At 68.9% G+C, this 21,903-nt stretch carries 21 protein-coding genes and 1 tRNA gene; 14 read left to right on the top strand and 8 right to left on the bottom strand.

Translation table 11 applies throughout. The features are described from left to right. Positions 1-98: 98 nt before the first annotated feature. Together FHS44_RS36700 and FHS44_RS36695 are read right to left on the bottom strand one after the other, a co-directional pair. Positions 99-1,112 (bottom strand): AraC-like ligand-binding domain-containing protein, encoded by a 1,014-nt coding sequence (locus tag FHS44_RS36700; RefSeq protein ID WP_184724316.1) that lies wholly within the window; start codon positions 1,110-1,112, stop codon positions 99-101. Between the two features lie 220 nt (positions 1,113-1,332). Beyond that, positions 1,333-3,534, bottom strand: coding sequence for an NACHT domain-containing protein (locus FHS44_RS36695; RefSeq protein WP_184724313.1), 2,202 nt, complete (start codon positions 3,532-3,534; stop codon positions 1,333-1,335). Positions 3,535-3,910: 376 nt separating this feature from the next. Between FHS44_RS36695 and FHS44_RS36690 the strand changes: the two genes are divergently transcribed. The 9 genes from FHS44_RS36690 to FHS44_RS36650 all read left to right on the top strand — a co-directional run bounded on the left by FHS44_RS36690 (position 3,911) and on the right by FHS44_RS36650 (position 12,346). After that, positions 3,911-4,267 (top strand): hypothetical protein, encoded by a 357-nt coding sequence (locus tag FHS44_RS36690; RefSeq protein ID WP_184724310.1) that lies wholly within the window; start codon positions 3,911-3,913, stop codon positions 4,265-4,267. Between the two features lie 76 nt (positions 4,268-4,343). Next, a complete protein-coding gene (locus FHS44_RS36685) occupies positions 4,344-4,895 on the top strand; it encodes an RNA polymerase sigma factor (RefSeq protein ID WP_184724307.1) in 552 nt (183 codons plus the stop codon). A 20-nt stretch (positions 4,896-4,915) separates the two neighbouring features. Continuing rightward, a complete protein-coding gene (locus tag FHS44_RS36680; RefSeq protein WP_184724304.1) occupies positions 4,916-5,470 on the top strand; it encodes a hypothetical protein in 555 nt (184 codons plus the stop codon). Positions 5,471-5,667: 197 nt separating this feature from the next. Then, entirely contained in the window at positions 5,668-6,096 is a 429-nt protein-coding gene (locus FHS44_RS36675) for a BP74-related protein (RefSeq protein WP_184724302.1), read from the top strand. A gap of 176 nt (positions 6,097-6,272) precedes the next feature. Then, positions 6,273-7,238 carry a DMT family transporter gene (locus tag FHS44_RS36670; RefSeq protein WP_221461749.1) on the top strand — a complete coding sequence of 322 codons (966 nt, stop codon included), beginning with the start codon at positions 6,273-6,275 and terminating at the stop codon, positions 7,236-7,238. Between the two features lie 442 nt (positions 7,239-7,680). Then, complete coding sequence (locus FHS44_RS36665) at positions 7,681-9,114, top strand: Ig-like domain-containing protein (protein ID WP_246436643.1); 1,434 nt, start codon at positions 7,681-7,683, stop codon at positions 9,112-9,114. A gap of 429 nt (positions 9,115-9,543) precedes the next feature. Beyond that, positions 9,544-10,935 carry a serine hydrolase domain-containing protein gene (locus FHS44_RS36660; RefSeq protein WP_221461748.1) on the top strand — a complete coding sequence of 464 codons (1,392 nt, stop codon included), beginning with the start codon at positions 9,544-9,546 and terminating at the stop codon, positions 10,933-10,935. A gap of 182 nt (positions 10,936-11,117) precedes the next feature. Next, positions 11,118-11,480 (top strand): hypothetical protein, encoded by a 363-nt coding sequence (locus FHS44_RS36655; RefSeq protein ID WP_184724296.1) that lies wholly within the window; start codon positions 11,118-11,120, stop codon positions 11,478-11,480. A gap of 566 nt (positions 11,481-12,046) precedes the next feature. Then, positions 12,047-12,346 (top strand): hypothetical protein, encoded by a 300-nt coding sequence (locus tag FHS44_RS36650; protein ID WP_184724294.1) that lies wholly within the window; start codon positions 12,047-12,049, stop codon positions 12,344-12,346. A gap of 582 nt (positions 12,347-12,928) precedes the next feature. Here FHS44_RS36650 and FHS44_RS36645 read toward each other — a convergent pair. The 4 genes from FHS44_RS36645 to FHS44_RS36630 all read right to left on the bottom strand — a co-directional run bounded on the left by FHS44_RS36645 (position 12,929) and on the right by FHS44_RS36630 (position 15,354). Then, entirely contained in the window at positions 12,929-13,258 is a 330-nt protein-coding gene (locus FHS44_RS36645) for a DUF6879 family protein (RefSeq protein WP_184724292.1), read from the bottom strand. A 581-nt stretch (positions 13,259-13,839) separates the two neighbouring features. After that, a complete protein-coding gene (locus tag FHS44_RS36640) occupies positions 13,840-14,214 on the bottom strand; it encodes a VOC family protein (protein WP_184724290.1) in 375 nt (124 codons plus the stop codon). A gap of 157 nt (positions 14,215-14,371) precedes the next feature. After that, positions 14,372-14,461 (bottom strand) — tRNA-Ser (locus FHS44_RS36635). Between the two features lie 329 nt (positions 14,462-14,790). Further along, on the bottom strand, positions 14,791-15,354 hold the full coding sequence (locus FHS44_RS36630) for a YceI family protein (RefSeq protein WP_184724288.1): 564 nt from the start codon (positions 15,352-15,354) through the stop codon (positions 14,791-14,793). A 102-nt stretch (positions 15,355-15,456) separates the two neighbouring features. On the opposite strand from FHS44_RS36630, the gene FHS44_RS36625 reads away from it, so the two are divergent. Then, positions 15,457-15,960, top strand: a complete 504-nt coding sequence (locus tag FHS44_RS36625; RefSeq protein WP_312863966.1) for a MarR family winged helix-turn-helix transcriptional regulator — start codon at positions 15,457-15,459, stop codon at positions 15,958-15,960. On the opposite strand, the gene FHS44_RS36620 is transcribed toward FHS44_RS36625, so the two are convergent. Beyond that, on the bottom strand, positions 15,920-16,429 hold the full coding sequence (locus FHS44_RS36620) for a SigE family RNA polymerase sigma factor (protein WP_184724286.1): 510 nt from the start codon (positions 16,427-16,429) through the stop codon (positions 15,920-15,922). The two genes, FHS44_RS36625 and FHS44_RS36620, sit on opposite strands and share 41 nt — an antisense overlap. Positions 16,430-16,735: 306 nt before the next feature. Here FHS44_RS36620 and FHS44_RS36615 point away from each other — a divergent pair, with 306 nt between their 5' ends. Both FHS44_RS36615 and FHS44_RS36610 read left to right on the top strand, forming a co-directional pair. Continuing rightward, positions 16,736-17,704 (top strand): hypothetical protein, encoded by a 969-nt coding sequence (locus FHS44_RS36615; protein WP_184724284.1) that lies wholly within the window; start codon positions 16,736-16,738, stop codon positions 17,702-17,704. Between the two features lie 5 nt (positions 17,705-17,709). After that, positions 17,710-18,555: a MauE/DoxX family redox-associated membrane protein gene (locus FHS44_RS36610; protein WP_184724282.1), complete on the top strand. Its 846-nt coding sequence runs from the start codon at positions 17,710-17,712 to the stop codon at positions 18,553-18,555. A gap of 126 nt (positions 18,556-18,681) precedes the next feature. Here FHS44_RS36610 and FHS44_RS36605 read toward each other — a convergent pair whose 3' ends face one another. After that, positions 18,682-19,863, bottom strand: a complete 1,182-nt coding sequence (locus FHS44_RS36605) for an ATP-binding protein (RefSeq protein WP_184724279.1) — start codon at positions 19,861-19,863, stop codon at positions 18,682-18,684. A 378-nt stretch (positions 19,864-20,241) separates the two neighbouring features. On the opposite strand from FHS44_RS36605, the gene FHS44_RS36600 reads away from it, so the two are divergent. After that, positions 20,242-20,976: a M15 family metallopeptidase gene (locus tag FHS44_RS36600; RefSeq protein ID WP_184724762.1), complete on the top strand. Its 735-nt coding sequence runs from the start codon at positions 20,242-20,244 to the stop codon at positions 20,974-20,976. 40 nt (positions 20,977-21,016) lie between these two features. Beyond that, a complete protein-coding gene (locus tag FHS44_RS36595; protein WP_184724276.1) occupies positions 21,017-21,889 on the top strand; it encodes an NUDIX hydrolase in 873 nt (290 codons plus the stop codon). The last annotated feature ends 14 nt before the right edge of the window (positions 21,890-21,903 follow it).

The following is a 21,903-nucleotide window of genomic DNA, read 5'->3' as shown; positions in this document are numbered from 1 at the left end:
ACGGCTCTGACCTGCCGTTCCCGAAGGTTCCGGGCGTTGTTCACCCTCGTTGCCTCACGGCGAACCGTTCGTATGGTGGCAGCGCGCGGACGACGCCGTCATTGACGCTGAGCGCTCCTTGATTGGCGTGGAGCGCCATGGTCGCCCAGCGCCCGGCGCCGGAACTCCCCGGGAGGGACGCCGTGCGCGGCGCGGAAGGTCCTGCTGAACTGCGCTCCGTCGGTGAACCCCCAGCGTGCCGCGACGGCGTGGACCGGCCGTGAGCGCAGCGCGGGATCGGCCAGGTCGCGTCGGCAGCGCTCCAGGCGGCACGAGCGGATCCACGCGGCCACGCTGATCCCCTGGTCCTGGAACAGCCGGTGCAGGTGGCGGACGGAGATCTGGTGGGCCGCCGCGATGGTCTCGACGCCGAGGGTCGGGTCTCCGAGGTGCCGCTGGATGAAGGCGTGGACGCGCGCCTGCAACGCCTGCCTGGGCGGCTCGGTCTTCGATGAGGAACCGGCTTCGAGGACGTGGGAGCAGGCCGCGGCGACCAGGTCCAGGGTGATCGTGGACAGCCGGGCCGCGTCGGCTGCGCTGCAGTCGGGCGTGCGGCGGGACAGCTCCAGGAGGTGTCGGCGCAGCATGGCGCCGACCCCGGCCGAGCACGGCAGGCGTCCGCCGGTGAGCCGTACCAGGGCGTCGGCCGGCAGGGGCACCAACGCCTTGGGGATGTGCAGGATCATGCTCTCCGCGCTGCCGGTCGCGTCGGCCATCAGGTGGGTGTGGAAGGGCCGGGTGGCGTCGTAGAGCAGCAGGTCCCGTGGGCCCGCGGTCACCTGACGATCTCCCTGGTCCAGCAGTTTGACGCCGCGCAGCGACAGCGAGAGACAGTACGTCCCCGGGTCGGAGCGGCGGATCAGCCTGTCGGTGCGCCAGGCCCGCAGCGGCGGGGACGAAAGCCGCGACAGGTACAGCGCCCCGAGGCTGACCCGGTGCACGACGGCGTGGAAGGCCCCCTCGTGGTCGCTGCGGATGACGGTGGGCAGCAGGGACCGCCGGGCCATCTCCTGACATCGGGTGAAACGGTCGGCGGCGGGCAGGTCGTGGCTGCGGAACACGATCTCGCTCACCGCGGGACTCCGTATTCTTTTTCACTCACTAAAAATCCATTGCCACGCACGATAAAACCTCCCCCAGGATGCGGAACCGTCCTTTCCTTTTCACGTTATAGTCCCCAATTATCGCGATAAGGAAACGATCGTTACCATATGCGCGATCACTCGGTGATCATTTCTCGCACATACCCTCCGGCCGTACGGCATCGCCGGGCGTTTCCTGATGATAAAAGCGCTATTTCCGGCTGTCGGGAAATAGCGCGAGATGGTCCTGGAGGGCCGCGTGGCGGAACTGGTAGATGGGGCCTACGGTGCGGAGCAGGCCGAGGCGGTGCATGTCGTCGAGGAAGGGCATCAGGTCGCGGGGCAGCAGACGGCGGCGGGCGAGGCGGTGGGTGGCGATCAGATAGGCCGGCCACCCGTGGTGCTCTCCCACCGAGATCGCGGCCAGCAGCCCGAACATGAGCGCCGCCCCGACCGTGCTCGCGATCCCGACCACGAGCCCGTGCTCCCGCCCCGGGGTGGCGTCCGGCAGGAGCCCGTAGGCGAGGCCGAACAGCGGGCAGAGCACGAGACAGAGCACGAGGAACCGGACGAGGTTGAGCGCGCGGTCGTCGCGCAGACTCGACAACGGGGTGCCCGCCGTACCGGATGTCGGGGTTTCCAGTCGTACGACTACCGCGGACACGAGGCCGATGACCAGGCCGGACGTGAGGCCGAAGACGAGGCCGGTGGTGAGACCGAGGAGCAGCACGAGCAGGACCGGGGAACCGGAGACGAGGCCGTACCCGAGGCCGATGACCGCCCCGGGCACGAACCCGGCCACGGCTCCCCTGACGAACCTTCCCCTGCGGCCTCCACGACGGGGGCGGGCCAGGCCGGACAGAGAGCCCGGCGTCTCGCGGCTCCACCTGCTGATTCTGAACGCGCACACCAGGCCGAACAGCAGCCCGAACGCGAGCCCGGACAGGACCCATCCCCGGCCGTTGAAGGTGAGCCAGTCCGCCGCCCCGGTCACGGCCCCGTAGGCCAACCGGCCAAGGAAGCCGACCACGAGCCAGACGGCCATCGCGGTCACGGCTCCGAGCAGGAAGTCCGTACGGAACCGGCCGACGCCGCTGTGCCGGGCGAGCTGCCACCAGGCCAGGTCGCGGGTGTCGCCCGCGGTCAGCAGCCGGGCCAGGTAGGCGAGGTGGGCACGCGCCCGCTCCGCGTCCCACGCCCTGCGGGGACGGAAGTGCTCGGCCGGGTCACGGCTGGTCAGCCGGGAGCCGATGGCCGCGGGGATCAGCCGGTCCAGCAGGTGCGCCCGCAACCGGGCGGGGTCCTGGCCGAGGTCGCCGACGAGCGGGGCGGGGTCGGCGGCGGGGGTGACGTAGACGGCGCGGACCAGCCACAGGCCGAGCGCGGTCGAGGCCACCTCGGCCAGCCCCGGCGCCGTCCCCTCCGCCAGCGCCGTGAAGACCGGCGACCAACTGTGCCGGGGCCGCGGCGGCAGGCAGGCGCGGAGATACCCGGCGACATCGGAAGGAGCGAGGGGCCGAGGGGCGATGACGGCCGCCGCGGTGAACACGTCCCCTGCCTCCGCCACGGCCGTGGCCAGCTCGTCGGCCCTGCTGGTCAGCACGAACCCGTCCCGGTCGGCCAGCGAGGCGTTCAACGCCCGGATCACCGCGCCCCGGTGGTCCCCGGCCAGCTCGTCGAGACCGTCGAGAACGGGCAGCACGTGCCCCCGCCCGGCCAGCGCCCCGGTGACGGCGCCGCCGTACGCCGAGGTCAGCGCCGGATAGTCGCGCGCCAGCCGTACGGCGAGCCACTCGTGCAGGCGGGGATGCACGGTGGGGTCCCAACCGGTGAGGGTCACCAGCACCGGCACCGGCTCCCCGGGGACGGCGGAGTCGAGCAGCCTCAGCAGCAGTTGCACGGCCAGGGTCGTCTTGCCGCTGCCCGGCCCACCGGTGATGACCAGCCGCCGCCGGTGCAGGCTCCTGAAGGCCGTCGCCAGCTCGGACCCCCGGCCGCTGGAGACGGTGAACCTCAGCGGCTCCGGCCCGACCAGGTGCGGATGGTCCATCAGCCCCGCGTCCTCGGTCAGCCGCCAGCGAACGGGGATCGGGTGCGGATCGCTCAGCGAGCGGACCCTCGACTCCTCACGCCACTGCTCGGCGACCAGCCTCCCGAGCGCCTTCCTGGCCGCCCTGACGGTCCCCTCGGTGACCAGCGTCTCCTCGGTGACCTGCGGCGATGCGGGGGTACGGCTGTCGCGGAGCAGTCCGTGGACCGTCAGGGCGAGGCCGATCACGGCGACGAAGGCGCCGAGCACGCTGGCCCTCCGGTCTGCCGTCTCCAGGTCGGTCTGTCCGAGGAAGAAGAGCATTCCCGTCATGGCACCGACGAACAGGACAATGCCCGCCCAGGTGAGGACGCGTCTCCGCATGCCCTCATCGTCACGTCACGACAAGATCGATCGGGCGTTTTCCGCTTGTCGGCCACGGGATTTTATCGTTATCGGTCCGCCGTCCGGTGGCGACAGAGAGGCTCCTAAAGTGGCCAAATGATCAATAGCCTCCTGGCGGCCGTCCTGGCCGGATCGATGCTGACCGCTCCCCTCAAGACGGCCCTCCTGACGCCGGACGACCTCGGCGCCGAGTTCGTCCGTGGCGATTACCGTACGGACATCCTGCGGAATTCCGTTTTCGATCAGGACAGGAAATGCGGCGCCGCCGTCGGAAAGGTCTCCACGGTCTATCGGAGCAGGGTCGCGACGGCGCTGAAGTACGGGGGCCGGTGGGAAGGGGGTCACCGAGTACATCGTGCGCGCAACCGCCCGGGAGATCTCCGCCCTGGAACGCGCGGCCAGGGCCATGGCCCGGCACTGCCGTACGATAACCGTCAAAACGGACGCCTCCCGGGAGATCGTCCGCGCGCTGCCGACAGACCGGCTCGGCGAAGGAACGTACGGCATCAAGTACCGCGCCGGGCTCTCCGGCAGCAGGTTGGAGAACGACGCCAGGATGCGGGGCATGATGGTCGCGGTCGACGTCGTGTTCGTCCGGGCGAAGAACACCGTGATCGTGCTGGAGCACGACGGCAACGTCGGCGAGTTCGACCCCGCGCTCACCAGGTCCGCCACTCGGGCGGCCGTTTCGCGTCTCCGCCAGGCTCTGTGAGGTTCTGACCTGCGGATGTAACCCTTCTCCTCGATTCTCACCAAACAGGGGCGAAACGACGAAGGGAGCATGACCGGTGCGTCGCAAACAGGCGAAGATCGCTACAGATCCTGTGGCGTTCGACGCCTTCTATCGGCGGCATGTCGACGCGGTCACCCGTTTCCTCGCCCGTCGCGTGGACGACCCGCACACCGTGGCCGATCTCGTGGCCGAGGTGTTCGTGGCCGTGCTCGACTCGGCCCACACCTACCGGGCCGACCTGGGCTCCGAGATCGCATGGCTGTACGGGGTGGCCCGTAAGACGATCTCGGCCGAACGACGCCGGGAGTACAGACGGCACCAACTGACGGACCGGGTCGGTGGACGGCGACAGCTGGACACCGACGACGTCGCCAGGCTGGAGGAACGCATCGACGCGGAACGGCACGCCAGGCAGATGTTCACGGCCATAGCCGAACTGCCGAAGGGGGAGCGCGAAGTACTGGAACTGGTCGTCGTCGACCAGCTCACGGTCACGGAGGCCGCACTCGCCCTCGGCATCCGGCAGAGCACCGCCAAAACGCGCCTGCACCGAGCCCGCCAGACGCTCAAAGCCCTGCCCCTCGTCATGGAAGGAACACCGGGATGAGTTTCGAGGAGCAGATACTGATGGAACTGAAGACCGAGATCATCGCGCGTGCCGAGCGGCGTCGCCGTACGACCCGACGGATGTTCACCGGGGCGGCGGTGGCCGGACTGGCCGCCGCGGCGGCGATCGCGGTGCCGCTGCTGACCGGCTCCGAGCAGTCCGCCTACGCGGTGAGCAAGGGCGCCGACGGCACGGTCAAGGTACGGATTCACGAGTTCAAGGACGTCGACCGGCTGGAGCGGGACCTGAACGCGGCCGGCGTCCAGGCCGACGTCACCTATCTGCCGCCCGGCAAGGAGTGCAAGGACGGCAGGGGAAAGACGACCGGCCGGATGGCCATGGGGCCGTGGCCCGACGCGGCAGCCCGCCTCGTCAAGGGTGGCCTGGACATCAACCCCCAGCGCGTCGGCAAGGACCAGACGCTGGTGCTGGAGTTCGCCGGTGACCAGGAGGAGACGGCCAAGACGCGCAAGCACGAGATGCTGTGGCGCCTGACCGCGACCCTGATCACCGGCCAGGTCGGACCGTGCGTCGCGGTCGACGACCCGACCTGGAAGGGCCGCCGCACGAACTGACACGCTTCTCGCCACGCCGTACCTGATCAGTACGGCGTGGCGAGGACGTTTCCGTTTGGCGGTTCTATGTGACGGCGGGGACAGTTTCCGTGTCACCGCAGGTCAGTTTCCGCGCGGCGGCGAGGACAGTGGACACCTTGGGTGATCGACTGTTTACAGTGTGCGACCAGATGTAACTCGCACACGAGGAGACAGCCATGCGACGTGCCATCCCCAAGATCGCCGCCTTCGCGGCGGTCGCGATGCTCGCCCTGACCACCCCCGCCCAGGCCCAGGACCAGCAGGCCGCCTATTTCGAGTACACCGACATCACCCGCGACAAGGCCGTCCTCAAGCTCACCGACCCCGCCAAGATCCAGCACGCCAGGGACCTGCTGAGCGGCGCGACCACCGACAGGCCCCACATCGTCGGCAGGATCGTCCCGCGCCAGGCCTCCTACAACCCGCGCTGGAACTACCACTACAACTCCGACACGGTCGACTTCTTCGACGTCGCCATCGAGGTGTGCGACGCCACGATCCCCTACGTCGAGGACCACCTGGACGAGGCGGGCGGTGCCTTCCTCCCCGGCTACATCTGGTGCCCCTGGACCTCCCGCCTGACCCGGGAGATCCCGGCGCCGTAGGGTCCCGGTCCTCCCAAGAGGCGTTAGGGTCACCGGTATGTGCTTGATCATCTCTCCGCCGCCCGCTCACTAGCGGACGGCGCGACATTTCCACGCGCCGGGTGTTCACACCCGGCGCGTTTCCTCGCTGTCCGCGACTGACGATTCCGTCGAGACAGCGATCCCCGGAGATGATCGTGCTTCACTCAGGTTCCCTGCCGGTCGGCAGGGCCATGTTCTACATCGCCACGGCGGCCGTCGCATGGGGAACAGGTGGCGTCGTCGCCGCCGTGCTCCACTCGACCAGCGGACTCGATCCGCTGACGGTGTCGTTCTGGCGCTTCCTCTGCGGCACCGTCGCCCTCGCCGTGGCCCGGTCGCTGCTACGACCTTCGCTGGCTGGCCGGTTGAAGTCAGGTCTCTGGCGATTCACCGTGACCGGCGCTGGAATGGCCGTCTACCAGGCGGCCTATTTCGCCTCGGTGAACGTCGCCGGGGTCGCCGTCGCCACCATGGTGACCCTGGGATCCGGACCGGTTCTCGTAGCCCTGGGTGCCCGCCTGTGGATGGCCGAGCGCCTCGGCCGCCAAAGGATCCTGGTCATCGTCGTGGCGCTGACCGGCCTGGCGATGCTGGTGTTCGGCGGCGGCTCGACCGTCCGTTCCTCCCTGCCGGGCGTGGGGCTGGCGCTGTTGTCCGCCGTCGGATACGCGGGCACCACCCTGCTCAGCCAGGTGATCGGCGCCGAGGAGGGCGGTGACGACCCCGTCGGCAACGCGTTGATCGGCTTCGCCACGGGGTCGGTGTGCCTGCTGCCCTTCGCCCTGGCCATGGGGCTCCTGCCCGAGCGAGGTGCTCCGGTGACGGTCACGGCCCTCCTCGTCTACCTGGGGCTGTTCCCCAGCGCTCTGGCGTACGGGCTGTTCTTCACGGGTCTGCGGGCGGTGCCGGCGACCACGGCCTCGATCATCACGCTCGTGGAACCGCTGGCGGCGGCGGTCATCGCCGTATGGCTCCTCGGTGAGCGCCTCACGGTCCTCACCCTGCTCGGCGGCGCGGTACTGCTCGCGACGGTGGTCGCCCTGGCCACCTCCGGACGCGACCGTGCCGACGCCGTCCTTCTCGGTGGTGACCATGACGATCCACGGAATACGCCCATGTGACGGGACATGCCGCCGTCCAAGGTCAGGTGCCACCAACCATCCAGACAAAGATCAGGTACTCCGCGCACCTAGTTGACCACACAGAGTCAGCGGCTTTGGTAGCAGTGACTCATGTCCACCTCGGTCCGGCGCCCGTCATCGCGGGAGACCGCCGCCCTTCCCGTCACCGCCAAGGAGCACGCCGACCGTAGGCGGACTCCATTGGAGTACGGCACGCACGACGCAACCCCGGTCAGGACCAGGCCGGGCCGTACACCTCGTCGTGTCCGAGGCTCGCTCCGCTCGCCACGATCCGGAGCTCGGAACCGGGCGGCGGCGTGAGGTCCACGCCGACGACCAGCGATCACCGCACCCCACCGACCTGCCCGGACACGTCTCAGAGCCACCCGGCTCGCCGGGTTCCGACCGTATCTCTCACAACAGAGTGGAGTTTTTCGTGTTGATGTCACAGCGGCCCCGAGCCGCGCTCACCGCGTTGGCCTACTCCCTGGCGACGCTGCTGGCCGCGTCGGGCACCCAGGCGGTGACCGCCCCTGCGGCACACGCGACGGATGGCGTACGGCAGGCGGTCACCCAGGCCGCCCCGTCGTGCATCCGGCAGGGGCAGCACAACTACCCCGTCGAGTACTACTGGAAGAACATCATCGGCGTACGGCTGGGCAACGGGAACATCTCGGTCACCACCTCCCCGTCCCTGTGGGGCGGGGAGATCGCCCCGGGTGGCGTCTTCACCCTCTCCCTGAGGCACCAGACGGCCCGGTGGCCGCTGGTGGTCCGCACCTACACCACCACCTGGGACCTGTCGTCCCTGCTGGCCAACGCCGACATCGTCTCGCAGACCGGGACGGGCAGTGTCAGCGGTAACACCCTGACGATCACCTCGCCAGGCACCAAGACCGACCCCACCCCCAAGACCATCACCTTCCGGGTCAAGCCAGGCACCATCGGGCGGAGCATGACCATCCGACCGCTCGGGATCAGCAGCTGGCTGGCCGCTCCGGGACAGCTCGGGAACAACACCGCGGCCCCGGCGATCCGGATCGTCAACGGCCAGTCCATCCTGCCCACCAGGGCCGTCAACGACACCGCGACCACCACCGAGGCAACCGCCGTCACCGTGCCCGTGCTGGCCAACGACACCGCGACCCTCCCGGCGATCACGAGCGTCACCCAGCCCCGCCACGGCACCGCGACGATCTCCGGCAACAGCGTGGTCTACACGCCCAACGCGGGCCTTGGCGGCACCGACACCTTCACCTACACCGTCACCACCGCCTGCGGAACCAGCACGGCCACGGTCACCGTCACGGTCACCTGCCTCCGCGAGCCCATCAACCTGATCAACGGCGGCTTCGAGACCCCGCCCGTGGCCAGGGTCGACTGGAACATCCCTGACGCCTCGACCAACCCGACCGTCGGCTGGCACACCACCGCCACCGACCACAAGCTGGAGATCTGGAACAGCGCGAACGGCGTCCCGGCCGCGGAAGGCAACCAGTTCGCCGAGCTCAACGCCAACCAGGTCTCCACGCTCTACCAGGACGTCCCCACCGTCCCCGGCACCGTGATGACCTGGTCGCTGTACCACCGGGGCCGTCTCGGCACCGACGTGATGCGGGTGCTCATCGGCGCCCCGGGCGCCACCACGCCCCAGAACCCGACAGGAGCCTCCTCCCCGGACATCTCCGACGGCAACACCGCCTGGGGCCACTACACCGGCACCTACGTCGTGCCCGCAGGGCAGACCGTCACCCGATTCGCCTTCGAGTCGGTATCGGCCGCGGGAGGCCGCCCGACCTTCGGCAACTTCCTGGACGGCGTCGTCTTCCAGACCCCACCCTGCCGCCCCATGACGCAGACCCCCACCGCGCCGTAACCCAAGCCCGGCCGGACCGTGACCCAGAACCCGACCGGGCCACGGCTCACCTCCGGCCGGACCATGACGCGGAACCCGACCGGACCGGATCGTGACTCAGAATACGGCCGGACCGTATCCAGCCCTCCGCTGGACCATGACGCGGAACCTGGGCCATGCGCGGAACACGGCCATCCGTGTCCAGAACACGGCCGGACCGGACCGCGAACCAGAACACGGCCGGGGTGACCCAGTCCCGGAACCCGCACCGAACCCGGTGACCTCCCGGAACGTCATCCCGGCGACCGTACCGGCCCGCGACACGCCGGACGGAACATCCCGTTGAACAACCCCGGGGCGGCCCGCGCATCAGTGGCGGACCGCCCCGTGGCTTTCCACAACCGGTCTCCACCGCCTCACGGCCGTGGAGCCCAGGCGAAGGAGTTTCCCGTGAAACCGCACACCGTCGCACCACTGCTGCTCGCCGTAGCCCTGCTGCCGACCTCATCCCCTACCCCAGCCATCGCCCAGCCACTGACCACCACCCAGTCGTCAGCCACCGCCCAGGCACCAGCCATCCCACAGCCCGCCCGCACCCACGCATCGGTCACCACTCGGACGCCGGCCATCCCTCAACTCGCCGTCCAGCCAGGCCACGCCCAGACATCAGGCGTTCCATGGATCGCCCACGTCCACGCCCGCTCCCAGGCACCAGCCGCCCCATGGCTCGCCGTCCAGCCCGTCCACACCCAGACATCGAACGCTCCATGGCCCACCCACGCCCAGGCACCGGTCACCGGCCGGTCCGCCCATGCCGAGCCAACCCGGCGGCAGGCGGTCCAGGCCGCCCTGGACGCGCTCGTCGCCGCCGGAGCCCCCGGCGCCCTGGCCGAGACCCGTGACGAGAACGGCAACTGGACCGGCACCGCGGGCACCGGTGACCTCCGCACCCACGCCCCCGTCCCGCGCAACGGGCGCTGGCGCATCGGCAGCGTCACCAAGTCCTTCGTCGCCGCCCTGGTCCTCAAGCTCGTCGACGAGAAGAAGATCGTCCTGGACGCTCCCATCGGCCGCTACCTCCCCGGCCTGCTCCCCCGCCAGGACAAGATCACCGTCCGGATGCTACTCAACCACACCGGCGGCATCGCCGACTACGCCGCCACCTTCGACGAGACCCCGGCCGGACTGCGCCGCCTGGCCGAAACCACCTACACCCCCCGCAGGCTGATCGCCATCGGCACGAACCTGCCGCCGACCTCCGACCCCGGCGTCCGCTGGGCCTACTCGAACACCGGCTACGCCGCCCTCGGCCTGCTGATCGAGAAGGTCACCGGCCAGAGCCTGTCCGTCGCCCTGCACACCCGCGTGATCGCCCCGCTCGGCCTACGGTCCACCTACCTTCCCACCACCGCCCGCGGCATCGCCGGCCCCCACCCCCACGGCTACATGCGTGACGAGAAGAACCGACTCGAAGACATCACTACCTTCAACCCCTCCAACGCCTGGGCCGCGGGCGCCATCGTCTCCACCACCTCCGACGTCAACCGCTTCTTCGACCAGCTCCTCCGCGGCAGGCTGTTCTCCCCCGGCCTGCTGACCCAGATGAAGCAGACCGTCCCGGTCGCCCCCGGCTTCGAGTACGGCCTGGGCCTGATGAAACTCACCCTGTCCTGCGGCACGACCGTCTGGGGACACAAGGGCCACATCCCCGGCTACGCCACCTACAGCTTCCACACCGACCGCCGCAACATCACCGTCGCCGCGACCGCCCTCCCCTCCCTCAACGACGCCGCCATCGACCAGGCCATGAACCAGGCCATGAACGCCGAGTTCTGCTCCTGACAATGATCCGAAGGCCCTCTCCCTGGGAGGGCCTTTCGCCTGAGACGCCGGTGACCGCCTCCGAATGGTCGCGACGGTGAACACGATCTGGTGTTGCCTCGCAACGGCCGCGCATACTTTTCTCCAGCCAGGTCCTGATCACCCCGAAGGCCGGTCAGGCGCGCTGCTTCGAAGGGTTCCCCATGGGCGAAGAGGCCAGAACGGTTTTCGTGCTGTTGCGGGGACGCCAACCGGTCGCGGAACTGGAGGTGACCGGCGACGACTTCCCTCACACATACTGCGAGATCCGGCCTCTACCAGGCTTCGAGGAAATACGACCGATCCTGGTGACCGCCTGGGAATCGGCCATGAACAACGGCCCGATCTGGCCGATCCTACGCATGAAGATGCTGCGCCTACGCCTACGCCCCAGCTACGGCGGCCCATTGATCAAGCATGTAGTGCTGATCCTCGACGGCGACCGAGCGACCTTGCGGTACCGCTACGGACGTGTGAGCTTGAGGCGCTTTCAGCGATGGCGGAACCGTAAGCCCCGAAGAGGCTGAGAAGAGCGGGATCTCTCCAACTTTGGGTGTGTCGTCGCTGCCGCATTGGTCATCGGGTCGTTCTTGACCCAGTCCTTGAGCTGGTAGGCGTCACGGAAGAAGTTGTAGAGCCTGTCGCGGGCCTCGTCGGAGGTGAGGGCGGTGGGGGTGGTGGCGACCCCGGCCACCGCTGCTACCACCCGCACTTTCGCCCGCGCTCAGGGGAGGTGGGAGACCGCCGAGCCGCTGTTCCACGTCTGGTGGTTGATCAGAGAAGGATGCACTGGACCCGCGACCCCGACGTCCAGTCCCGGCGTGATCACAACCACCTCCTGGAATGAGACCTATAGCTACCTGAATGTGGGGACATTTGACGAAGTCAGTGTGACGGCCCCCGCAAAGGGCTGCGTTCGGACGTAGTGGCCTGGGCCCCACCCAGGAGAACGACGCGGGGCGTCGTGCAGGGCGTTCTTGGCTTGGTGAAGGCACAGAAAGCGCTTGTCTCGCTCTTCCTGGAGCGTATTGTCCGCTCAGGAAAGTTTCTTACCTGAAAGTGCCATTTACCTTCGAAGCCGGAGGAAGCGCACATGAGAAACCGGTTTACGGCCCTGTCCGCCACCGCCCTGCTCACCGCCTCGTTGCTGGTAAGCACCGCCTCCCCCGCCCAAGCCGCCCCGACGGGCTGCACCACCTGGCAGGTGGGATACATGGTCTACAGCAAGTGCACGGGCGGCACGGGCACGCAAGCGGTTTACGCGAGCGGCCTGCATGTGAATCCCGTGTGGGGACCGTTCGCTCTGGAGGGCCCGCGGGTGGGAGTGGGCGAGATATCGTCGGTCAACTTCCCGGGCACCGTGCAGTACCGAGGCACCGTCTTGTACAACTGACGCGACGCCGAGCGATATGGCGACGCCCTCGCGGTGCGGCTCCAGGAAGGCGAGGGCGACTTGGGCGACGCTGTCAGGCATCGGGTCATCGTCGGGTGTATCCCAGGGTCGCCCGGCGAGGTGGACGCGTGCAGGCACCGTCGAGGGCGTCGCCGTCCGCTTTCAGCCAGGGGTGGGACCCCGCTCTCCGGATTAGCGTCGAGGCGCTCCCCTGAACGGTCTCGCCACCCCTCGTGAAAGGGCACCCCGGGTCCCTGGCCAAGCGTGCGCGCCCGCGGGCACCTGGTCATTGAGGGAACGTCAAGACGTTGGTCTTCTGCGCCAGCGGCCTCTCCTGCCGACGGCGAAGGCCGGTGCGAAGCCGGCGCCACCACTCGACGTAGGCCGACTCGATGCCGCACAGACGGCACCAGGCCCGCAGATCATCCTCCAAGGCGCCTCGGTACCAAGCTCCAACCGAATCACCTTGGACAGGTGCCGGTCCGCCAGATCGGCCAGTTCCCGCCCTGAAAGTCGCGCGTCCTTGCGGATCTCCCTCAGGCGGATGCCCAGACCTTGGCGAGCCTGCTCGGTCACAGGAGGTCACACGACGGGCGGCCGGTAGTCGGCGTGCGGAGTGGCCAGCCACCACAGCAGGTCACGAACCCGGGCACACTGAGCCACGACAGTCGGGTCCGTGACGAGTTCCCGCTCGGTCGGCTGGCCGTCGGCGTCGAAGCGGCCGACGATCACCTCGGTGTTGTCGACCATCCACCAGTCGTTGCCGTCGACCGGCAGGACAGCGCCAGCCGGGATCCGGTGGCGGGGCAGCCACCGGATGTCTTCGCCGAGCTCCAGGTTGAGAGGCGTGCCTTCGTGCTCCCACCGGATGTAGTCGCTGAACGGTTCGGTGACGACCCGCGCTCGGCGCACTGTGCGGCCGGGTCTTCACTCGGGAGTACGGTGAGCCGCTGCGCCCGGAGTGAGTGTCGGAGCGGTTCGGCTCGCTCGCGACCCGAATTGGCCTGCCGCCGATTCGTTTCCATGAAGGTCATCTCTGAGATTCTTGGCCACGCGACCGCTTTCACCGGCGACATCTACACCTCGGTGGCGGAGGAACTGCAGGAGCAAGCGGCGGTGGCGGCTTTCGTGCCGCGGAAGAAACGCACCGCGCCCATATGTGTCCATCGGAGGCGAGTGGTGATCTCGGAAATGACGAAGGGAATCCGTGATCCCTCACAGTTCCCTGGCCACAGCGGAGGCTCAGGGATTTGAACCCCGGATCCCGTGACCTCCCGCTGCCCCCTCGTTTCCCGCCCCATCGGGCACGTGACGCGCACACCCCACCCGCCTGTCCTCGACAGGCGGGCAGCATGAGTACGTCATCCCGGAGCCAGAGATGTCAGCATGATCTGGTGCCGCAGCAGGCAACGTTCGCCCTGTTGTGATGTGATGCGCCGCCCGGACTCTGTCGGGCGCGGCGCGCGGCCGTCATGCTGTGCGGGTGGCGGAGCTTATGCCTCAGCCCAGACGCCCAGTTCGTTCCCGCTCGGGTCAGTGAAGTGGAACCGGCGTCCACCGGGGAACTCGTACGGCCCGTTCACCACCTGGCCGCCCGCGTTCTTCACAGCCTCCACAGACCGGTCCAGGTCGGTGGAATAAAGCAGCAGAAGCGGGCCGCCTGCCCGCACCTCCTGATCTGTGCGGAGACCGCCCACTTCGGGTGCGGCTTCCCCCTGCGGGCTCTGGATGCCGGCGTACCCTGGCCCATAGTCGTTGAATCGCCAGCCGAACGCTTCGGTGTAGAAGCGTTTGGCCTGCTCAAGGTCGGTGACCGTGAGCTCCACGTAGTCAATGGCATGGTGTCGGTGCGGAGATACCTGAGTCATGCGCTGCATTATGTACTTCGGCTACGACATCGTGCGCTGCCAACGCCAGCCCACGTCTCCACGCCGCTGATGCGCGACGCCGGGGAGCACCTGACCACGACGCCTCCGGAGATCAGAAAGGCCCCCTCTCGAGTTTCGAGAGAGGGCCTCTGGAGAGCGGAGGCTCGGGGATTTGAACCCCGGATGGGCGGTAAACCCAAACCGCATTAGCAGTGCGGCGCCATAGACCTGACTAGGCGAAGCCTCCTGGTTGCCGTGTGGCTCAGCACAGAGTACCGGCCATCAGGCGAGGCGGCAAAGCGGTTCCCGTGGACGTCGTGTCGGGGAGGCGTGTACCGGTTATCCACTCCTGTGGATAACTTTGTGCACAGCTGTGGATGATCGAGGGTTCCCGCAGGTGGGAGCGACCAAGCGACTGGGGATTTCCGGTATGCGAGACGGCCGATACCACCTGACGGAACATCAACTTCCCGGGAAGAACGGCCTCTGCCAGGAAAAGCACAGAAACCCCTGAAAACACTCAGGGCTTCCCCCGCGCACCAAACGCCGAAGAGAAGCCCTGTGAACAACCCGATGTCAGGCGGCGGGGTTCGCCTCGCCCTCGATCTCAATCTTGATCTTCTTGCCGACCAGGACGCCGCCGGTCTCCAGCGTCTGGTTCCAGGTCAGGCCGAACTCCTCGCGGTCGATCTCGGTCGTGATCGAGAAGCCCCACACGGCCTGGCCCCACGGGTTGGTGCCCGCGCCGCCGTACTCGACGGTGAGCTCGACCGGCCTGGTGACGTCGCGGACGGTGAGATCGCCGAGGACGGTGAACTCGTCGCCGGAGTGGCCGACCACGCGCGTGCTGCGGAAGGTGATCTCGGGGTACTTCTCGGCGGCGAGGAAGTCGTCGCCGCGCAGGTGGCCGTCGCGGTCGGCGACGCCGGTGCTGATGCTCTCGGCCTTGATCGTCAGCTCGGCGGACGACTCAAGGGGGTTCTCGGCGACGGTGACACTTCCGGCGAACTGGTCGAAGTGGCCGCGGACCTTGCTCACCATCATGTGCTTGACCACGAAGCCGATCCGGGTGTGGGCGGCGTCGAGGTTGAAGGTGCCCGCGGCGGGGAGCTGGAGGTTCTCCCAGGTCCGAGTGGTCATGTCTACTCCCGATGAGGTGCTTGCAGTGCGGATGTTTGCGCCAACAGATTTCTACACGAGGAATATTCCTCACGTCAACCATCGTCGGATACAGTGGGAGGCGTGATCTCCTTTGACGACTCCCGGCTGACGGCGATGGGCCTGTTCGCCGAGGCCTTCACGGGTTTACTGGCGAAGTCCCACGCGTCCTTCGCCGAGGCCGGGCTCTCGGACATCGACTTCGAGACCCTCATACGGTTGGCACGTTCCCCCGGCCAGCGTCTGCGCATGAGCGACCTGGCCGCGCAGACCAGCCTGTCCACCAGCGGGGTGACCCGCGTTGTGGACAGGCTCGAACGCGAGGGTCTGGTCGTACGGCAGGCGTGCGCGACCGACCGCAGGGCCTCCTACGCCGCGATCACGCAGGCGGGCACGGACCGGCTCGCCGCGGTGCTCCCCCGGCACCTGGCCGACATCGAGGAGTGGTTCACCGGCCTGCTCCCCCCCGAGCAGCTCGACGTCTTCCTCGACATGCTGAGAACGATCCGCGACGCCGTACGGCCATGCGCGACCGCGGGAGCGGAACCTAGCGCTGGGGCTCCAGCTGGCGCTGCTCAGGAATCGTGAGGTCGCCGCGTAGCCGTGCCATCGCCCGGGAGACCGTGCTCTTGACGGTGCCGACGCTGATCCCCAGGGCCCTGGCGATCTCCGGCTCGGTCATGTCCTCGTAGTAGCGCAGCACGACGGCGGTCCGCATCCGGACCGGCAGCCGGTCGAGGGCCTGTTCGACCTGTTCCGGCAGGTGGCCGGAGCCGCCGAGGAGGACGGGTTCGGGGATCTCCGCCGCGGGATACTCCTCCAGCTTGCGCCGCCGCCACCAGGAGATGTTGATGTTGACCATCGCCCGGCGCACGTAGGCGTCGAGCGCTGCGCGGTCGTGGATACGGTCCCAGGCCAGATAGGTCTTGAACAGGGCGGCCTGGAGCAGGTCCTCGGCGTCACTGGGGTGCCCGGTGAGCTGACGGGCCGCGCGCAGCAGTGCAGGGCCGCGAGCAACAACGTACTCGCGGAACTCCTCGTGGATTCCGCCGCTCACCGCGATCACCAGCCTGTGGTCAGGTGTGCCTCGTGGCCAGAATCGCAGCCGGAGCCCATAAACCGGCTGAACCGGAACCTATATTTCGTCCCGTCTACGGTAAAAAACGCCTCACCCAGTGGGCAGTGTCCCAAGTCGGAGTCAGGTACTGGTTTGCCCTAGAACGGTGGATGACGCGTTCCACCGGGAGGGGGAATTTTGCTACCCCACCACCCGGCTGACGGGATTATTGGCCGAAGCGAACGGCGAGACTCCCGTGAGCGTGTGACGCTGACCGGGAGACCTTCGCGAAACATGGGAGTGACGATGCCGTATCGCAGCGCCGACCGCCGTCGCGTGCTGGCCGCCGCCGTACTTGGCAGACCCCTCGACTCTCTCGACGAACGGGAACCGGATCCCGAGTCCGACCCGGAGGAGGGGGAGCCCCTGCATTCGATCACCGGCGAGATCCTGGACGTGAGTCCGCACCTGATCGTCGTGGAGACCCCCGAGGGCGAGGAGGAGCGGCTCGTCATCGCGCCGTGGGCGACCGCCTGGCGCGGCGAGAACGTCTCCCCCGCCGACCTGCCGATCGGCGCCCACGTGATCGTCAGGGCGCTCCAGGGTGGCCGGGTCGTCGACCGGATCTGGGCCGACATCACCCGCATCACCGGCGTGATCCAGTCCGTCGGCACCGGCCGCAGGGACCTCACCGTCGAGCTCTACTGCGGGCCGCACCGGGGACGGCGCACGATCGTCATCCCCTACGGCGCCTCGGGGCGTCTGCGGGTACGGCATCCGCAGTTCGAATCGGGCTACCTGTTCGACGCCATCGGCATCCGCGAGGACGGCGCCGCCCACGCCCGGCTGCCCGCGACCTCCCAGCCGCCCTACCGGTGGACCTCCGTCCCGAAACCTCCGCCGGGGTACGGCGCGCAGTCCCGCATCTCGGGCACCTCGACCTGGTCGGACACCTTCGACTGGGGTGAGCGGGGGGTGGCCTACCCCATGCTGGAACGCGCCGACAGCGACTGCCAGGACGCGGGCGTCTCCTGTACGGCGCTGCCGTACCTCGCGCTGGGCTCCGCGCTCAGTGTGCGCAACGTGTGCGCCGGGCGAACCACCGTGCTGCCGATCGTGGCGTGCGGCTGCCTGGCGGGCCGGTTCTGCGACCGCTGCCTGGAGTGCGGTACCTCTCCTCGCGGCCGGATCGTGGAACTGTCGCCGGTCTCCTTCGTGGAGCTCGGCGGGGAGCTGACCAAGGGGTGTTTCAACGCCCGGGTCGGATTGGGGTGACGCAGATGCTGACGATGATCGCCGCCGCGCAGCTCCCGGTGCTGAGCGCGCTGCTGGCCGCGGGAGCGCTCGCCAAGGTGTGGACGGCCAGGGGTGAGGCGGAGCCGGGGGTGCTGAGCAGGCTCGGTCCCGCGGTGCTGGTTGCCGACCGCTGGCGCGCGCCCGCCATGCTCGGCTGCGCCGTCGGGGAGGCGGCCCTGGTGGTCGGGCTGGTGACGACGGGGCATCCGGTATTCCGCTGGGGGACTGCCGCGTTCTTCGCCGTGTCCACCTACGTGCTGTGGGAGCTGCGGCGGCGCCGTCCCGATGTGGGGTGCGGCTGCTTCGGCGAGGTCAGCGCGGTGCCGGTCGGGCTGCGCTCGCTGGGACGCACGATGGTGCTGACCGCCATGGCCCTCGGGCTCGTCTGGACGCCGAGGGTCCCGGGGTGGGCGTTGCTGTCCGGTATGACCTGGACGCAGGCGTTCGCCGCCCTGGGCGGACTGCTGGTGCTGGCCGTACTCTCGCCGGAGATCGAGGAGGCGGCGGCCCGGTTGAGGTATCGCGCGCCGTGCGAGCAGCGGCCGCTCGACCCCGCGCACGCCCTCGGGCGGTTGCGGGCGAGCGCGACCTGGCGCTCGCACAGGAAGCTGCTGTCGAGCGTCGAGCCCGTGGACAGTTGGCGTGAGCTGTGCTGGCGGTTCTTCGTCTACGAGGGGCTCAGCCACGCGGGCGAACCGGTCGAGGTGGTCTTCGCGGTCTATCTGAGCGGGCGGCATCCGGCGGTGCGGGTGGCGATGGTCGGCTTCGACGGTCAGCCGGTCGAGGAGCGGCCTCTGTCGGAATCTATGCCCGTATCGGCGGGACGCTAGAGAGCTGTAGATCGTCTTAGCCGTAGGCATTCAGCTCTATACGGCTCTCTAGCTTCCCCACTAGAGAGCCGTATAGAGGGCTAGGGCCCCGTGTATGGCCGTGACGGCAGTATATCGAACATGTGTTCAAGCAGGCTGAGAACGCAGAAACTTTCCGAAGTGTGGCACCGTGAACGCGATGAGCCCGCGCTCGGCGCTGTAGATCAGGCCCTTCTTGATGAGGCTGTCGCGGGCCGGGGAGAGGCTTGAGGGCTTACGCCCGAGCCCCTCGGCGACCTCGGCCGTGGCCACCGGCTCGTCACCGATGGCGGCCATCGCGTGCATGTAGTCGCGCTCGGCGGGGGTCGCCCGCTCGTATCTGCTGCCGAAGAACCCGACCGCCAGCTCCTCCTCCGCCTCGGGCGCGGAGACCCTGATGTCGTCGGCGGTGATCGGACTGCGCAACGCCAGATCCCAGGCCACCTTGCCGTAGGCCTGGACGAAGTAGGGGTAGCCGTCGGCCGCCTCGTAGAGGGCGTCGAGGGCCTCCTGGGTGAACTCGACCCCCTCGCTCTCGGCCGGGGCGATGAGCGCCAGGTCAGCCGCCTCGCGGTCGAGCCGGTCGATCCTGGCGTAACGGAACAGCCGCTCCGAGTAGCTCTTGCTCGCCGACAGCACGCTGGGCAGGTGCGGCAGACCGGCGCCGACCACGATCAGCGGGCCGCCACTCTGGGACAGCTCGTGACAGGCGGCGCAGAGCGCGGAGACGTCCGGCGTCTGCACGTCCTGCATCTCGTCGATGAACAGGGCGATGCCGACGCCCAGGTCGGTGGCGACCCCCGCGGCATCGACGAACAGCTCGGTGAGGTCGATCTCCAGGTCGCCCGAGTCGGCCCGGCCCCGGCTCGCGGGCACGTCGATGCCCGGCGACCAGTGCGAGGTGCCCTTGGCCGCGCTCGGATCGCGCATCGCGAAGGCCTTGAGCACGCCGAGGAACTCCTCGATGCGCTCGGGCGCGCGGTGCCGGGGCGCCAGCTCACGGATCGCCAGGTGCAGCGCGGCGGCGACCGGGCGCCGGATGGACTGGTCGGGCCTGGCCTCGATCTTGCCCGTGCCCCACAGCCGCTGCATGGCCATGGACTTGAACGTGTTCAGCAGGACGGTCTTGCCGACACCGCGAAGGCCGGTGATGACCATGCTGCGCTCGGGGCGGCCACGGGCCACCCGTTCCAGGACGATCTCGAACTGCTGAAGCTCTCGGTCGCGCCCGGCGAGCTCGGGAGGGCGCTGCCCCGCGCCGGGGGCGTACGGGTTGCGCACGGGGTCCACGCTCTCGGACTTTATGACGGGATATAGCGGCCGACCTAGATTTCCGTAGAAAGCACTACGGCGTGTCGCGCGAGGCCGTGCGCAGGCGCGCGTCGCCGGGGCGTGAGGCGTCTCGGGCACCGCGAGCATTGCCATGACACACCCCCACCTGGGAAGACGCTGCCCGAACCCGTGTTCGATCCGGTGCGTCCGACTGTAGCGCCTCTTCGAACACCTGCGCGGGACTTTCGACAAAAACCTCGACCAAGGAACACCCGGCGCGGCGGCCGTACAGGGCGGTGAGCTGCGGCGACTACCCTTTATCACGTCAGGTAGCCGGACAACTACCACGATCTGCCCGGCGTGCGGCGACGACAAGTGAGAGGCTCCCGACTCGTGATGCGTATCCAGGCGACGCTCGCGGTGGCCACCGTCTGCCTCGCGACGGCGGCGTGCGGCTCGACCACCGCCCAGCAGCCCGCTTCCACCCCGGGCCCGTCCAGTACGGCCCCGCAGACCCCTGTGGCCCAGGAGACGACGACCCCGAGCCCTTCCAGTACGGCCCCGCCGAAGTTCTCGGCCACCGTGTCCAAGGTCACCCGTGAGCAGGTCAAACACTCTTGGCGACCGGGCTGTCCCGTCCCCCTCGACGGCCTGCGGATGATCACGATGACCTACTGGGGCTTCGACGACAAGCCCCACACCGGCAAGCTGGTCGTGAACAAGGACGCCACCGAGGCGATCACCACGGTCTTCGGCCGCCTGTACGGCTGGCGCTGGCCCATCTACAAGATGGAGCCCGTGGACGCCTACAAGGGCGACGACTTCGACTCCATCGAGGCCAACAACACCTCGGCCTTCAACTGCCGCGCGGCGACCGGGTCGAGCCACTGGTCCCAGCACGCCTACGGCAGGGCCGTGGACATCAACCCCCGCGAGAACCCCTACGTCACGGCCGACGGCTCGGTGGCGCACAAGAACGCCAGGAAGTTCGCCACCCGCCCGATCGACGCCCCCGGCGTGATCAACCCCGGCGACCGGGTCGTCAGGGCCTTCGCCCGCGTCGGCTGGGGCTGGGGCGGCGACTGGTCGGGCACCAGGGACTACCAGCACTTCTCCGCCGCCGGAAACTGAGTTCTGGAACGGCGGGAAAAGGCGGTGCGATGATGGGGGAATGGCGGCCAGGGACGGGGACGGGTGGGTCGAGTGCGCGCTCGGGCATCGGCACTGGGGGCTGTACGGCGCGGCCGGGCTGCTGGCCGTACATCATGATGGCGCCGGGGTTTCGCATGTCCTGATGCAGGAGCGGGCCGGGTGGAGTCACCATGGGGGGACGTGGGGCCTGCCCGGTGGGGCGTTGGACAGTCACGAGGACGCCGTCGCGGGGGCGTTCCGTGAGGCCCGTGAGGAGGCCGGACTCGACGGCGACAACCTGCGGATCCAGGGGGTCTACATCGACGATCACGGCGGGTGGTCCTTCCACACGGTGATCGCCGCGTCTCCCCGGCTGCTGGACGCCCTGCCCGCCAACGACGAGAGCGTTGACCTGCGCTGGCTCACCCCCGGCCAGATTCCCGACAGGCCGTTGCATCCCGGGTTCGCCGGGAGTTGGCCGGTGATCGGGCGGGCGCTCGATCCCGTGCTGGTCGTCCTCGACGCCGCGAACATCGTCGGTGCCCGCGCCGAGCACGGCTGGTGGCGCGACCGCGCGGGGGCCGCCGCCAAGCTGGTCTCCGAGGTCGGCGCCCTCGGGGTGAGCGGCGTGCGCGCGCTGCCCGCCGGGCTGCCCGCGCTGACCAGGTGGTTCCCCCGCTTCACCGTGGTCGTCGAGGGCGCGGCCCGTGACGTGGCAGGGGTTCCCGGCGTTCCTGAGGTCACTGTGCTCTCCGCGCCGGGCAGCGGTGACGACGCCGTGGTGCGTGCCGTACGGCAGGCGCCGGAGTGGGAGCACGTGCTGGTCGTCACCGCGGACCGGGGGCTGCGCGAGCGGGTGGTCGCGCTGGGCGCGGAGGTGACCGGCCCGAGGTGGTTGCTGTCCCAGCTGTGACGACCGTGGGGATC

Origin of the sequence: Streptosporangium saharense (genome assembly GCF_014203715.1) — a bacterium.
In the GTDB taxonomy this organism is placed as follows: Bacteria; Actinomycetota; Actinomycetes; order Streptosporangiales; family Streptosporangiaceae; genus Streptosporangium; species Streptosporangium saharense.
The sequence above is the reverse complement of the archived record's forward strand: the minus strand, read 5'-3'. Positions and strand labels throughout refer to the sequence as shown.

Bases quoted from the DNA above. Each gene is read 5' to 3' on its own strand.
- FHS44_RS36695 (WP_184724313.1), bottom strand. From the start codon at position 3,534: ATGCGGAGACGCGTCCTCACCTGGGCGGGCATTGTCCTGTTCGTCGGT.
- FHS44_RS36680 (WP_184724304.1), top strand. From the start codon at position 4,916: ATGGAACTGAAGACCGAGATCATCGCGCGTGCCGAGCGGCGTCGCCGT.
- FHS44_RS36675 (WP_184724302.1), top strand. From the start codon at position 5,668: ATGCGACGTGCCATCCCCAAGATCGCCGCCTTCGCGGCGGTCGCGATG.
- FHS44_RS36665 (WP_246436643.1), top strand. From the start codon at position 7,681: ATGTCACAGCGGCCCCGAGCCGCGCTCACCGCGTTGGCCTACTCCCTG.
- FHS44_RS36655 (WP_184724296.1), top strand. From the start codon at position 11,118: ATGGGCGAAGAGGCCAGAACGGTTTTCGTGCTGTTGCGGGGACGCCAA.
- FHS44_RS36650 (WP_184724294.1), top strand. From the start codon at position 12,047: ATGAGAAACCGGTTTACGGCCCTGTCCGCCACCGCCCTGCTCACCGCC.
- FHS44_RS36640 (WP_184724290.1), bottom strand. From the start codon at position 14,214: ATGACTCAGGTATCTCCGCACCGACACCATGCCATTGACTACGTGGAG.
- FHS44_RS36630 (WP_184724288.1), bottom strand. From the start codon at position 15,354: ATGACCACTCGGACCTGGGAGAACCTCCAGCTCCCCGCCGCGGGCACC.
- FHS44_RS36615 (WP_184724284.1), top strand. From the start codon at position 16,736: ATGCCGTATCGCAGCGCCGACCGCCGTCGCGTGCTGGCCGCCGCCGTA.
- FHS44_RS36610 (WP_184724282.1), top strand. From the start codon at position 17,710: ATGCTGACGATGATCGCCGCCGCGCAGCTCCCGGTGCTGAGCGCGCTG.
- FHS44_RS36600 (WP_184724762.1), top strand. From the start codon at position 20,242: ATGCGTATCCAGGCGACGCTCGCGGTGGCCACCGTCTGCCTCGCGACG.
- FHS44_RS36595 (WP_184724276.1), top strand. From the start codon at position 21,017: ATGGCGGCCAGGGACGGGGACGGGTGGGTCGAGTGCGCGCTCGGGCAT.